At 42.3% G+C, this 14,298-nt stretch carries 13 protein-coding genes; 8 read left to right on the top strand and 5 right to left on the bottom strand.

What is annotated here, in order from left to right:
- Positions 1-210 precede the first annotated feature (210 nt).
- Together JKJ11_RS20660 and JKJ11_RS20655 are read right to left on the bottom strand one after the other, a co-directional pair.
- Entirely contained in the window at positions 211-600 is a 390-nt protein-coding gene (locus JKJ11_RS20660) for a hypothetical protein (RefSeq protein ID WP_124941305.1), read from the bottom strand.
- Positions 601-609: 9 nt separating this feature from the next.
- Positions 610-918 carry a monooxygenase gene (locus JKJ11_RS20655; RefSeq protein ID WP_124941304.1) on the bottom strand — a complete coding sequence of 103 codons (309 nt, stop codon included), beginning with the start codon at positions 916-918 and terminating at the stop codon, positions 610-612.
- Positions 919-1,052: 134 nt separating this feature from the next.
- On the opposite strand from JKJ11_RS20655, the gene JKJ11_RS20650 reads away from it, so the two are divergent.
- The gene (locus JKJ11_RS20650) at positions 1,053-1,943 is read left to right on the top strand and encodes a LysR family transcriptional regulator (protein ID WP_252039929.1); all 891 of its coding nucleotides are present in this window, start codon (positions 1,053-1,055) and stop codon (positions 1,941-1,943) included.
- Positions 1,944-2,014: 71 nt separating this feature from the next.
- Here the strand turns inward: JKJ11_RS20650 and JKJ11_RS20645 are convergent, their stop codons facing one another.
- The gene (locus JKJ11_RS20645) at positions 2,015-3,448 is read right to left on the bottom strand and encodes a PTS transporter subunit EIIC (protein WP_006069426.1); all 1,434 of its coding nucleotides are present in this window, start codon (positions 3,446-3,448) and stop codon (positions 2,015-2,017) included.
- A 264-nt stretch (positions 3,449-3,712) separates the two neighbouring features.
- Between JKJ11_RS20645 and JKJ11_RS20640 the strand changes: the two genes are divergently transcribed.
- Positions 3,713-4,912, top strand: coding sequence for an enolase C-terminal domain-like protein (locus JKJ11_RS20640; protein WP_171389757.1), 1,200 nt, complete (start codon positions 3,713-3,715; stop codon positions 4,910-4,912).
- A gap of 35 nt (positions 4,913-4,947) precedes the next feature.
- On the opposite strand, the gene JKJ11_RS20635 is transcribed toward JKJ11_RS20640, so the two are convergent.
- Both JKJ11_RS20635 and JKJ11_RS20630 read right to left on the bottom strand, forming a co-directional pair.
- Positions 4,948-5,661 carry a GntR family transcriptional regulator gene (locus JKJ11_RS20635; protein WP_006069428.1) on the bottom strand — a complete coding sequence of 238 codons (714 nt, stop codon included), beginning with the start codon at positions 5,659-5,661 and terminating at the stop codon, positions 4,948-4,950.
- Positions 5,662-5,850: 189 nt separating this feature from the next.
- Positions 5,851-7,185 carry an MFS transporter gene (locus JKJ11_RS20630; protein WP_252039928.1) on the bottom strand — a complete coding sequence of 445 codons (1,335 nt, stop codon included), beginning with the start codon at positions 7,183-7,185 and terminating at the stop codon, positions 5,851-5,853.
- 271 nt (positions 7,186-7,456) lie between these two features.
- Between JKJ11_RS20630 and JKJ11_RS20625 the strand changes: the two genes are divergently transcribed.
- From JKJ11_RS20625 to JKJ11_RS20600, 6 genes are all read left to right on the top strand, one after another.
- Positions 7,457-8,461, top strand: a complete 1,005-nt coding sequence (locus JKJ11_RS20625) for a metal-dependent hydrolase (RefSeq protein WP_252039927.1) — start codon at positions 7,457-7,459, stop codon at positions 8,459-8,461.
- A 295-nt stretch (positions 8,462-8,756) separates the two neighbouring features.
- Entirely contained in the window at positions 8,757-10,043 is a 1,287-nt protein-coding gene (locus JKJ11_RS20620) for a nucleoside permease (protein ID WP_006069431.1), read from the top strand.
- Between the two features lie 69 nt (positions 10,044-10,112).
- Complete coding sequence (locus JKJ11_RS20615; RefSeq protein WP_006069432.1) at positions 10,113-11,135, top strand: ADP-ribosylglycohydrolase family protein; 1,023 nt, start codon at positions 10,113-10,115, stop codon at positions 11,133-11,135.
- Positions 11,125-12,078, top strand: coding sequence for a PfkB family carbohydrate kinase (locus JKJ11_RS20610; protein ID WP_198559081.1), 954 nt, complete (start codon positions 11,125-11,127; stop codon positions 12,076-12,078). The genes JKJ11_RS20615 and JKJ11_RS20610 overlap by 11 nt, the downstream gene beginning before the upstream one ends.
- Positions 12,079-12,186: 108 nt before the next feature.
- On the top strand, positions 12,187-13,401 hold the full coding sequence (locus JKJ11_RS20605) for an L-lactate MFS transporter (protein WP_252039926.1): 1,215 nt from the start codon (positions 12,187-12,189) through the stop codon (positions 13,399-13,401).
- A 108-nt stretch (positions 13,402-13,509) separates the two neighbouring features.
- Positions 13,510-14,250, top strand: a complete 741-nt coding sequence (locus tag JKJ11_RS20600; protein ID WP_006069435.1) for a GntR family transcriptional regulator — start codon at positions 13,510-13,512, stop codon at positions 14,248-14,250.
- The last annotated feature ends 48 nt before the right edge of the window (positions 14,251-14,298 follow it).

The following is a 14,298-nucleotide window of genomic DNA, read 5'->3' as shown; positions in this document are numbered from 1 at the left end:
GTTTTTTCTAATAGTATTTCTGTCGTTAGAGTTGAACAAATAGCGTTCGTTAATAGTGGATTAAGTGTTATTTAACTAAGAAAAAGGTATTTGAAAACATAAGGTTATGTTACCTAGTTTAGAGGTGGAGATGATGAGATGATTATATAAATTAGCGTAATGAATTTTGACGCCACCTACGTTTTACAGAGTAGATGGCGCTTTAGGAGACTAATTGTCTTCTGTGACCTTTAGTCGCTTGAGCTGAATGTAAGTGATAACACTCAAAACCAAAAAGAACAGTGGATCACTCCATCCCAAGCCAACGAATATTCCTGTGATACCTGCATAGGTCGTAATGACAACACCGAGTAAGTTGGTAATGAGCAGCGCTTTGATCAATTGAAACTGGGCATATAAGTCTGACACTCCGCGCATCATAAAACTAACCGCTGCAATTCCTCCTAAGAAAATGCTCGTATGCTGTGAAAGAAACGATGCATATTGATCATTGATCTGTACGCCGTATACAGGCCACATTATCGAAGGGATAACGAATAAAGCAATGGCAAACAGTGAGTAGATAGCACCGTGTATGGTCAGGAATAGTCGAGAATGCATTACTTGCTCCTATGCCGGTGTAACCGGGCCATGGTTGATTGCTGTAAGAGGGTTATTAATATCGAAAATAATGCCTCTAACTTCTTCAACACCAAGTTGCTTTAGTCGGGCAGTATGCATGGTTAAGTATGATTGAGCGGTTGTTTCGTCTTGGAACAAGTAAACACCTCCGCCTATACCCATTTCCGCATTTTCTGTCCATATTTTCCAAACCACACCTGGCTCTTGATTAATGGATTGAGCGAGGTCTTTTAGTGTGTTGGCCATGTCATTACCAAACGGTCCTGAAAACGCAAAGTCGACTTGTAGTAGTTTCATGAAGATTCTCCATTAGTTGAATAGGTGAATATATCCGATTAAGTACGGTGATTATTACTTGCAAAAAACAAACAGAAAAGTTCATAATTTTGCCGAATAATGTCGAAAAAACTGACATTTTAAGTGAGGGCGAGATGAGATTTAGGACGACCTTGGAGCAATGGGTGACGTTGCGCGAAATTGATAGAGCCGGAAGCATTCAAGCTGCAGCGTTGTCATTAAACAAAAGTCACACAACAGTGATTTACGGTATCCGAAAATTAGAGCAACAATTAGGCATTGAGTTGCTTGAAGTGAAAGGACGCAAAGCCGTGTTGACATTAGATGGTCGGGATCTATTGCGTCGCGCAAATACAATGCTTGATCAGGTGAAAGAGTTAGAGCTGTTGAGTGGTCAGTTATCGGCGGGAATGGAACAAGAAATTACGGTGGCCATGGATCACCTATGTGATCCTTCGCTGTTATATGACGCGATGAGTCGCTTCATTACCAATAATAGTGCAACCTCAGTACAGGTCATCGAAACTTCACTCTCCAAGACAGAAGAGGTGGTGAAACAAGAAGTTGCAGATATTGCGATTATCACACTGCCGATCACTAATTATCCCGCAGAAGCTTTTTCTGTCACCACTATGCTACCAGTAGTGTCGAAGTCACACCCATTAGCAACATCGGTTAAAGTGTCGCTTTCAGAGCTAGCAAATGTGACTCAAATTGTTATTCGCGACCTAGGTGAAAGCGCTCTCAGGAAGACAAAGCAAGATGTGGGATGGTTAAAAGGGCAGCAGCGAATTACGGTTGATAACTTTGACCATGCTTTCAAAGCAGTAGAAAGTGGCGTAGGTTTTTGTCGGCTTCCTAGACATATTATTGAAAGCCGTAATCAAGGACAATTAGTTGTACTTAATGTGACACTGTCAGATCAATATCAGGTGCCACTGCACCTAACCTTACCAAAAGGCGTACGAACGGGCCCTGCGGCATTAGCTATGTATGAAGCGCTTAAACAATTAAGGAAAGCATGATTTGGCTATGTTTAGATAAAGAAAAAGGCTCATAGCATAACTACTATGAGCCTTTTGATTAATAAGTCGTTTTATTTGTCATCAACGTTGACAAACATAAACGTCAACGCAAATGCCAATGCAAACACACCAATCACGCCAAGAACCGCTTGAATGAAGTTTTGAGTACCGCTTGCTAGGTATGCAGGCAAACTAAATACTGAAGACAAAATGTAGCTCGTTAGATGCGTGTCGATAGTTACTGAGATCGCACCAACAATACCTGCTGCTAGGCTCGCCATGAACAGTGCTTTAGTGTACTTAGTCAACACACCAAAGAGTGCAGGCTCAGTGATACCAAGAATTGCAGTGATACCAGAACCTACGGTAACAGAAGACTGTTCTTTTGAAACGTTCTTACGCTGTTTATACCACACCGCCATCGTAGCACCCGCGATAGCGAGGTTACCCAAGCACATTATTGGCATAAGCAAGTCTTTTCCATACAGCGCGAAGTTATTCAAGCTGATTGGCGTCATGCTGTGGTGAATACCAAATACGATGGTGATTGGGCGAGTTAAACCAAATACAAAGCCAGTCAGTGTTGGAGATATTTCTAATAGCGAGCTTACCACCCAACCTGCGCCATTACTTAACCACATGCCAGCTGGGGCAACCAGGGACAATACGATAGTTGAAGTGACCGTGAAGGCGAGTAGGGGAGTGAATACTGGCTTGGCGGATGAAGGGACGAATCGATCAACAAATGGTGTCACTTTTGAAAGTACCCAAACCGCTAAGATAGCAGGTACGATTGCGCCGCCATAGTTAAGCAGTTCGATTGGTACCACACCAAGTACAGTCAGCTCCGGAACGCTACCAGCGTCTTTGAGTAACGCCGCTTTTTCTACTAGTTTAGGCGCAAGCATGGCGGAAGACACAGCCAATGCAATGTATTCGTTCACTTTAAATACTTTAGCGGCAGAAAAAGACACTAACATTGGTAGGAAGAAGAATACAGCGGTAGAAATCGAACGGAAGAAGTACACTGTATCTGAAGATTCTGAAATAACGTTGGTCGCAATTAAACCAGAAAGAAGGCCCATCAACATACCCGCACCAGCAATTGCAGGAACCACAGGGCCAAAAATGCCCGCAACGATGCGCATTGCATTTTGGAACAGCTTACCTTTTTCAGCTTCAATCACTGGTTCATCACTGCTTTTGCTAACACCTGATAGCGCGTTGTACCACTTTTCTACATCTACACCGATGACGACTTGAGTCTGACCTTGAGCAAGAACCACCCCTTTGACCCCAGAAATGGCTTCTAGCTGCTCTTTCTTGGCAAGTGTCTCATCTGCTAACTTGAATCGAAGACGAGTCATGCAGTGAGTAATGTTGATGATGTTATCTTGGCCGCCAAGTGCTTGAACCAATATTTGTAGGTTGTCGCTAAAGCTATTCTTGTTACTCGATGCTTGAGCATTCAAGTTCACTTCATTATTAGTTTCAGTAAGTTGCATCTAAGGAGTCCCTATGTGCTTGCGTTATTTGTTGGGGACATAATATCCATCACTCATATTTACCCCAATCGGAAAAACAGAGACTTCCGTCACATTAAGTGCGGCAAATTGTTAATTTTCAGCAAAATTCGTCGATTGGTTCGTTTTTTTTAGCGAATGTTTAGCAATAACGAACCAGTTACTTTTTGCCGAAAATTAGCGCTTGAAATAAGGTTTTTTTCGCTGTTATATAGAATAAAACCACTGACATAGAGCTATTACGCCGTGAAAGAAAATATCATATCCAACATTGAATGTATAATTACTAAGCCAGACCGACACAATCTAATTACTGTGCTTGTAGAAACCGAGAGCGGCGTAACAGGCTATGGATGTGCGACATTCCAACAGCGTCCACTTGCTGTTAAAACTATGGTTGATGAATATATTAAGCCTTTGTTATTAGGTAAGAATGCGAATAATATTGAAGACCTTTGGCAAATGATGATGGTCAATGCCTATTGGCGTAATGGTCCGGTTATTAATAATGCTATTTCTGGTGTTGATATGGCTCTTTGGGATATTAAAGCCAAATTAGCTAATATGCCGTTACATCAATTATTTGGTGGTAAATCTAGAGATGCCATTCAAGTGTATACACATGCAACGAGTGACACAATGGAAGGGCTTTATGAGCAAGTTGAGCAATTCCTAGAGCAGGGTTATAAACACATTCGTTGCCAATTGGGATTTTATGGCGGTGTACCAGAGAATATGCACACCACAGAAAATCCAACTGAAGGCTCATACTACGACCAAGACCAGTATATGGATAACACATTAGAGATGTTCCGTTTACTGCGTGAAAAGTACGGTCGTAAATTCCACATTCTTCATGATGTACATGAACGGCTGTTTCCTAATCAAGCGTTGCAATTTGCCAAGCAAGTTGAACAATATCAACCGTATTTCATTGAAGATATTCTGCCGCCAAATCAAACCGAATGGTTGGATAACCTACGCAGCCAAACCTCGGTATCGCTAGCGTTAGGGGAGCTTTTTAATAACCCAGAAGAGTGGAAGTCAGTCGTTGTTAATCGTCGTATTGATTTCATTCGTTGCCATGTTTCACAGATCGGTGGTATCACTCCTGCGTTGAAATTAGGCCATCTATGCGAAAGCTTCGGTGTTCGTATTGCATGGCACTGTCCACCAGATATGACACCAATTGGAGCAGCGGTGAATACTCACCTAAATGTGCACCTTCACAACGCGGCAATTCAAGAGCATGTGCATTACAAAGAAAACACAAGAAAAGTGTTCCCTAATGCAGCTGAACCTAGAAATGGTTTTCTTTATGCTTCAGAAGACATAGGCATCGGAGTAGAAATCAATCGCGCTGCGGCACTTGATTTCCCAGTAGAATATCGTCCTCATGAGTGGACTCAAAGCCGACTTCCAGATGGCAGTATTCATACGCCATAAGGTTTAAATACTATTTAATAAAACGACCGCTATAATTAGCGGTCGTTTTGATCTCGATATTGCAAACTCTCATTATTGAATTTTGTGTGATAAGTGCATTGATAATTTATATCAATAACGTCGCTTACAATAAACGCCTCACCTGATGTTAAAAAACCGCGATTAGTAATATTCATAGCAGCGGTGGTACGTTTACATTGTAAAATGTTGGCATCCTCCGTTGATAAGTTAATTGCTTTATAGTTGGTTAGATAACTGTCAATCTTCAAACCTAACGACAACGCATATTTTTGCAGTGAACTCTCAATAATACTGTCGTTCATTTTCGGAAAAAGATGTACCGGAACGATCGTTTCTTCTATCTGTGTGATTTTATTTTGGATTAGACGTAACCTTTTGATATGCCATAAGTAGTCATCCTCTCCAATAGTAAAGACTTGCATCTCATGAATAGTCGGTACCCGTTTATTCAATTGCACTTTCTTATAGGAAATTTGCTCGAAGCTGTTTTCCGTAATTGAATTGTAGATTAAGGGAGAGCCGATAATAGAAGTGTTAACATAATAACCAGAACCCGTTTTTGGTTTAACAATGCCAATGGCTTCCAATTTTGACAGGGCTTTTCTGACAGAAAAACGTGATAGTTGGTACTTATCTACAAGCTCTCTCTCAGATGGCAGCTTATAAGTGATAACGTTATTGCAGATCTTACTTATTAAATCTTGTACCAGTTCTTCGTGTTTTTTCATCTTTATCTAATTCGATAAACCAAAATAATAAAGTTAATAATAGCGGTTATGTTGTCTTACTAGCAACACCTTTACGGTTAACAGATAAGCAAACACTCACAAGTCGCAAAACTGGCATTTCTTTCATAAGAGAATGCCAGTTCGTGTCGAGGTTGTAGGCATGGTGGCCTATAGAAAAAGTAGTGTAGGTTATTCAAAAATTGCTTTTTTTCTATCCTTTAAATGAAACCATACACTTATCAAGATAAACAAAAACGCGAAATAGTAGACGAACGAGGAGAGTGAAGCGATAAAGTCGACACCTTGCTCAACTTGCTCTTGGCTGTAGCCTTGAGAAACCAGTTTGTAGTAGTACGCGTATAGCACGCCAATAGAACCATATCCCAAGTTAAACATCAGTCCTTTGAAGCTTAGAACGGTTGCGCGGTTGTGTGATTCAGTTTTTCTATTGAGGTGGTAACTAATAAAGATGTTCATCGTCATGATGATAAAGATCAGTACTAGTGCCGGAATTACGCCGTAAATCGACCAACCTAAACTGATAAAGTAGTAGGTCGCGATAGTCGCTATGCCCATGATTACGATGAACTTCTTAGGGGCTAAACTTTCGGCAAATCGACGACTTTGTCCTGCAAAGAGTATCTTAAAAATACTCACGCCAGCGCCAATGAATCCAATGTAGATAATAGGAATGTCGATAGCACGATAATATTGACTATTCATGGTGAGAAACATGCGTGAGGTGTGCTCGAAAAGACTGTAGTAGAGCAATATGAACAACACATAAGGTGTAGACATAACCCACTTACCGGTACTGAGCGTCAAGTTTAAGCTTGCTAACGTTGTTGCTAGCTTATCGCCGCTTTTGGGCATCGGTTTTTTATCTTCTTGCATATTGATTGCTGCGTAAATGGCGACCATGGCTACGATCAAAGTGGCGTAAACCGGAATACGCATAATGTCTTGAGTGCTCTCTGGTGCTATCCATCCAAACAATTGGTACACAGACCCCATGACATCGACATCATACATAGCGGCCCCGATCAGCGTAACGAAGATACCCACTGCAGAGGCCACTCGTATTTGAATCTGCAATACATGAGGCCACGCCTCTTCCTTACCTTGTTCTTTCAAGGTGTCGTATGCCAAAGCTTCGTCGGCACCGCTAGCAAGGGCCATAGCTAAGCCACTTAATATCCGGTTAACCAAAAATACCGCGAATACCAAACTCGGATTACCTGTCGGGACAAAGGCTATCATGGCGATCTCAACGAACATGATAATCGAGGATAAGACGACAAGTTTCTTACGACCTAAAGTGTCGGCAAAGGCTCCTGATGGTACTTCCGCAAGAACGATGGTAGCAGCCCAAATCACATTGAGCATTGCAAACTGCGACAGTGTTAACCCGTAATCCAGATAGAGCAGGGTGAAAACAGGATAATAAAAACGCGCAAAATAGCTGCTTCGAAACATTAAGAAGTAGCGCACATTGCGAACTTGGAGGATTTCCTTAAGTGTCATGACTTTTTCATTTATTAGACTTATATAAGGTTATGTATAACCCTTTTTGGCCGAGATGGTAAGGTTTCAGCCGAAAAATCATAGGTTTGTTGCAAAGCGATTTAGCTTTGAATATTTAGAGCAGATTAATTATGGTGGCTTCCGCATCAAAAGGACTCTTCTCAGTGTCCTCGTTAGTGACAATAAAATAAAAAACCACTAGTCACTCGATTTTCTAGCTAATCAGCATCTATGCTGTATACATGAGCTGAATGCAATCAATGAGTTAATCATGGATCCATTATCCCAAGGAGTGCTAGGTGCCTCTTTGTCTCAATCATTAAGTAGAAAAAAACAAATAGTCGTTGCTGGTATATTGGGTCTGCTCGCGGGAATGTCCCCTGACTTAGATGTGCTTATTCGTTCGCATGATGATCCTTTGTTGTTCTTAGAGTTTCATCGCCAATTCACACATTCATTGTTTTTCATCCCTATTGGTAGCTTAATTTGTGCGTGGGTGCTACATCCTTTGATTGCGAAAAGACATGGACTTTCCTTTAAACAAAGTTGGCTTTACTGCACGTTAGGTTATAGCACTCATGCATTATTAGACTCTTGCACTAGTTATGGAACTCAATTGTTGTGGCCGTTTACTAATGAGCGTTATGCATGGAGCACGGTTTCGGTCATTGATCCTATCTATACGCTACCTATTTTGATACTGGTCGTTTTGGCAACGTTTAAGCGTAAAACATGGTTAGCCCGATTGGCTTTTTTGTGGGCTGTTATGTACCCAACGATAGGCATGATTCAAAGAGACCGAGCGGAAGCAGCTGGTTGGCAATTGGCTAACGAAAGACAGCATACCCCGATTAAACTAGAGGCCAAGCCGAGCTTTGCTAACATATTACTGTGGAAAGTAGTCTACGAAACCAGCGATCGATATTATGTCGATGCAGTTAGAGTAGGAAGTACAGTGAAAACATACCCTGGACAATCCGTACCTAAACTTGATGTGAATAGAGATTTTCCTTGGCTCGATCCTAACTCACAACAAGCTATCGATATCGAACGCTTTCGATGGTTTTCTAACGGATATGTTGCACAAGATCCTGATGACAAGACACGAGTCATCGACGTTCGATATTCTATAATTCCGAATCAAGTTAAATCACTTTGGAGCATCAAGCTTTCTCCTTCCGCGAACATAAAATCTCACGTTGAATATCATACTCATAGAGACAGCAGTCCTGAGTCCCGCGAAGTGTTCTTTGGTATGTTGTTCGATTCATACTAAGAACATTCAATTGAAGCGCCTAGGTACAGCTCGGAGATTCTAGAGTCTGTCCATGGTCATTCCTATACAGGTAGGAATCTAATAACAGCATTTAGGATAACCTAGTTAGTTTATCAATAAACCTTTCAGTTGCAGTCTGTAGGTTTTCTTGTCACATCACTCCAACTATCATTACAGGATCCTGGAACGTTCGCCCAAGTGACGCTTTGATCACAAAAATACCACCTTGGTATTGTATTGGTATTACTTTGAATAGTACCATTGTTTTGTGCCCTACAGTACCTAAGGATTAGAAATGAAAACGACAAACATCAAACTATCTTCAATGATGTTCATTGAATGGTTTATATGGGGCGCATGGTTCGTCCCGTTATGGCAAATACTAAGTACCAACGGTTTTACCCCAACAGAGATTGCATGGTCATACGCTTGTACTGCAATTGCAGCGATCTTATCGCCAATCTTGGTAGGTTCTATCACCGACCGATTTTTCCCAGCGCAGAAAGTACTCTCTGTGATGTTGTTGGCAGGCGCGGTACTCATGTATTTAGCGGCACAACAAACTGAATTCGCCACCTTTTTCCCGCTTTTACTTGGCTATTCACTGACTTACATGCCAACGATTGCACTGACAAACAGCATTGCTTTTTCTAATGTAGAAGATGTCGAACGTGATTTTCCACGCATTCGTGTGATGGGGACGATTGGTTGGATTGCCTCGGGTGTTGCGATTGGCTTTTTGCCTTCTTGGTTAGGTTACGGTGACATTTCTTCAAGCAATATTCCGCTTATTATTACGGCTGCAAGTTCGGCGTTATTAGGCATATTCGCTTTAACTTTGCCTAATACACCGCCAAAGAGTACCGGAAAACTAGACTTAAAAGTCATGCTTGGTCTTGATGCGATGGTGCTATTGAAAGATCGAAACTTCTTGGCGTTCTTTGTATGTTCATTCATGTTTAGTATGCCACTCGCGTTTTATTACATCTTTGCAAACGGCTTCCTAACAGAAGTAGGTATGAGTAACGCAACAGGTTGGATGACGCTGGGTCAGTTCTCTGAAATCTTCTTTATGTTAGCACTACCATTCTTTACTAAACGATTTGGTATTAAAAAGGTATTGCTTCTTGGTCTTGCTACGGCCGCCATCCGTTATGGATTCTTTGTCTACGGCAGCGCAGACACATGGTATCTGTACTCACTATTGTTCTTGGGCATTTTGCTACACGGCGTAAGCTACGACTTCTACTTTGTAACCGCTTATATTTATGTTGATAAGAAAGCGCCAGCACACATGCGTACTGCTGCTCAAGGTTTGATTACGCTAGGTTGTCAGGGTATTGGTAGCTTGCTTGGTTATCGCCTTGGTGGTGTCTTAATGGAAAAAATGTTTGCATACGACACACCACAAAACGGCTTAACGTTTGACTGGGCAGGTATGTGGGGATTTGGTGGCGTCATGATCGCGATCATCCTAGCCATCTTTATGTATTTCTTCCGTGAGCCTAATGGTGAGATAAAACCAATCCAAATGGCTGATCAGCAAGATTCCTCTAGTGCAGAACAAAAAGCACAAGCTTAAATTTCAGCCCTGCCCGATGTGTTTAATTCATGTTGGGCAGGACGTTTAACCCTTTTTTTGGTAAGTAAGATGACGATTACAAAACAAGACAGAATCCTTGGCACTTTTTATGGTCAAGCACTCGGTGACTCAATGGGGATGCCATCTGAACTTTGGCCTCGCAGTCGAGTAAAAGCCCATTTTGGTTGGATTGACCGTTTTCTTGATGGTCCTGAAGATAACAATGCTGCGTGTTACTTTAAAGCATGTCAATTTACCGATGATACATCAATGGCACTTGCGTTGGCTGACGCAATTATTGAATGTGATGGTCAAATTGTTCCTGAAGTCATCGCTCGTAATGTACTAACGTGGGCAGAAGGATTTGATGCGTTTAATAAAAATATTTTTGGCCCAAGTTCAAAAGCGGCAATGCGCTCGATTAAAGAAGGAGTAGCGATTAGTGAGTTGGAGAACAATGGAGTAACTAATGGCGCTGCGATGCGTGTGTCGCCTATGGGTTGCCTGTTACCAACAAATAACCATGACGACTTCATCGAGCAAGTTGCATTAGCTTCAAGTCCTACTCACAAGTCGGATGTTGCCATTTCAGGAGCTGTCATTATTGCTTGGGCAATATCGAAAGCAATTGAAGGGCACTCTTGGACAGAGATTAAAGATCAACTACCAGCGATTGCTCATACTGCACAAACAAAGAATGTCACGACGTTCAGTGCATCTATGGCATCACGTGTCGAACTAGCTCTGCAGGTGGCAGAAGAGAGATGTGGTATCGAAGAGCGAATGGAGAAAATCTATAACCTAGTGGGCGCTGGTGTAAGTACGATTGAGTCTGTACCGGCAGCGATTGCGATGGTTGAACTGGCCGAAACTGATCCAAACCGCTGTGCAATTTTGTGTGCAAACCTAGGTGGTGATACTGATACCATTGGCGCAATGGCAACAGCAATTTGCGGTGCATTGAATGGTATTCAAGCAATTGACGCTGCGCTCAAGCAGCAGTTAGATAATGAAAACCAGCTAAACTTTGAAGAATACGCGTGCAAATTCCTTTCTCTTCGGGAAGCTAAGGAGCAGGGCCATGCCTCATAATGCACTAATTGAATTAATTCCGACACTTAACAACAAACGTCAATTATGCTTAATCGGCGCTGCTGTCGTCGACATTGTGACCGAAACCCCTTGCTTACCTGAGCGAGGCGGTGACTTGGAAATGCAAGAAAAGGGCATTCATATTGGTGGTTGTGCGCTTAATATCGCGATTGCAGTTAAACGTCTAGGCCTGCAGTCGACCAATGCTTTACCCATCGGAAGTGGAAAATGGGCAGACTTAATTCGTCACTCAATGGAGGAGAAAGGACTACAAAGCAACCTAACCGATCCAAGTGGAGACAATGGCTGGTGCTTAGCCCTTGTTGAACCAGATGGCGAAAGAACGTTTCTTTCTGTCAGTGGTGTGGAAAACAACTGGAATAAAGAAAATCTAAGTCAGCTATCGATCAATGATGACGCGATTATCTATTTATCTGGTTACCAGCTAGCTTCAGATTGTGGCGTAGAAATTATCAATTGGTTAGAAACGCTACCAAATTCTATTCAATTGTTTATCGATTTTGGTCCGCGTATCGCTGACATCGAACCGGTTTTACTTGAGCGGTTGTTGCTCTTGAAGCCAATCATTTCGCTTAACCGTCAAGAAGCAGAGCACCTAGGGATGAAAGACAGTCAACGCTTTGTGGAACAATGGTATTCACGTTATCACTGCCCGTTGATTTTACGAATTGATAGTGACGGTGCGCTATTTAGCAATGGAGAGTCTCATGGAGTCGTTGCACCATTTGCGGCGCAGGTTGTTGATACGATTGGGGCCGGTGATACTCATGCTGGTGGTGTGCTTGCTGGTTTGAGTTCTGGGTGGGAACTGGCCGATGCTGTCCTTCTCGGTAATGCAGTTGCATCATACGTAGTTAGTCATGAAGGCGGCGACTGTGCTCCAAATGTTGTCAAAATCTCAGATTATCTTCGACAATATTAAAATATTGTAATTATAAAAGGGGCTTAACACTCGGTTAAGCCTCATCACTTTCACCATCAATCTAATCGAAGGTCGTTCGGCTCCGAGCGATGCTCATAAGTAATTATCATGAATAACAAAGCTATAAGGATCCTAGCCACAGGTTGCGGGATTAATCTGTGCATCGGTGTGCTTTATACATGGAGTGTGTTTAAAAATGCCCTTATTGAATTAGGCTGGAGCCACACGCAAGCGTCTTTGCCATATACCATTACTATCGTCACATTATCATTAGCGCTTCTGGTGGCAGGGCGTATTCAAGATCAAATTGGCCCGAAGAAGGTACTGATGCTTGGTACATTAATGGCTGGTGGAGGGATGGCATTATCGAGTCTATCTATTACTCCCATGAACTTATGTTTGAGCTTTGGAATGTTGACAGGTTCCGGTATTGGTTTTTCTTATGCGTGTCTTAATCCGACTGCAATGAAATGGTTTCACGCTTCCAGAAAAGGAATGGTCAATGGCGCGCTGGCTACAGCCTTTGGCTTGGCGGCACTGTATCTTGCACCTCTAACTAGTGTGCTGATTTCTGAACTCGGGTTAGAAGTGAGTTTGCAGATCCTTGGGCTTGGTTTGTTGCTGATTGCGTTTCCTTTGGCGTGCTCTTTCACCAATCCACCTTCAGATTTCAAACCTAAACCTGCAAACATGAAACGTGAATCGAAAGCTAAAGCTCAAAGTACCGACGTGTTATGGCGAGATATGCTATCGACGCGTCCTTTTTATCTACTATGGTTTGCTTATGCATTTGGGGCATCTGCAGGGCTAATGATCATCGCAAACATCACCTCGATCGCATCAGAACAAGGGAACATTATAGATGGTGCATATTTGGTGGTAGCGTTAGCAATTTTCAACTCAGGCGGTCGATTAGCCACTGGCTTATTGAGTGATAAGATCGGTTCGATCAAAACCCTTGCTCTAGCTATGTTACTACAATTAGTAAATATGCTGCTGTTTGCTCAATTTGATTCGTCTTTCACCTTAATTCTTGGTGCAGGTTTAGCCGGTATTGGCTATGGCGCTTTACTTGCAGTTTTCCCTTCTGTTATGGCGGAGCTATATGGGTTGAAAAACTTCGGCACCAACTACGGTATTTTATACACGGCGTGGGGCGTTGGAGGATTTATTGGCCCTGTGCTCGCGGGCTGGTCGGTCGATACATTTGGAACTTACGATCTCGCTTACTCTACGTGTGCTGTTTTAGTTTTTGTTGCTACGATATTGTTGCTTGTGGTCAAACCAAAAGAGGATGCGAAGCAAGTCGTTGCTGTCACGTGAGATAAATAAAAAGTTGAAACTTGCCTGTTTCAGCTTTTTTCGTCGCCCTATCTAATCCTTTCCAATATCAGGTATAATGCAAAAATTGCTGATAAAAATAAGAACGTTATGACAACCTACCAGCCTCTTATCGAACTGATACTGACTCGTATTGAACAAAAAGATAAATCACCGCTGTATATGAAGATATCTGAATCAGTAAAGGTCGCCACTGAACAGAAAATCTTAAAAAGTGGAGATTTTATTCCCACGGAGCGCGAGTTCAGCGATTTGTTAGGTGTCTCAAGGATAACGATTCGAAAAGCGTTAGACGTGCTCGATAAAGATGGCGTCATTGTTCGCTCTCGTGGTTTGGGAACCATGATTAGCGACACGGTAGAGTATTCAGGTAAAGCTGCGACAGGTTTTTCTCAACAAGTCGTGTTAAAAGGGAAAAAGCCAGATACGCTTTGGATCAAGAAAGACACTGTATCTTGTGTGGCGGAAATCGCCCAAACCCTAAACCTTAAAGAGGGGGAGGAAGTGTTTCTTTTGAAGCGCGTTCGTTATATTGATGAGCAAGCGGTATCAATTGAAGAATCTTACGTTCCGTCTGATTTGATTCAAGATCCAGATGACATCCAGTTATCGTTGTACGATTACTTCCACAGTCAAAACATAACACCTTCAAGAACGCAAAGTCGTGTGTCGGCAAAAATGCCAACAGAAGAGTCACTTGAGAAGCTTAATATAGACTCGACAACTCCCGTATTACTCATTGAACAAACCGCGTTTGACAATTCAGGGCGTCCAATCGAATACAGTATCAATCATTGTCGAGGTGACCTGTACGTGTTTGTCAGCGAGTAAAGTAGCAATACAGTTTGCAAAGAAACCACACCGCTTGCTGGCGGCGTG

Source organism: Vibrio sp. SCSIO 43133 (genome assembly GCF_023716845.1).
In the GTDB taxonomy this organism is placed as follows: Bacteria; Pseudomonadota; Gammaproteobacteria; order Enterobacterales; family Vibrionaceae; genus Vibrio; species Vibrio mediterranei.
Note: the sequence above shows the minus strand (reverse complement) of the source record. Positions and strands in the feature narration are given on the sequence as shown.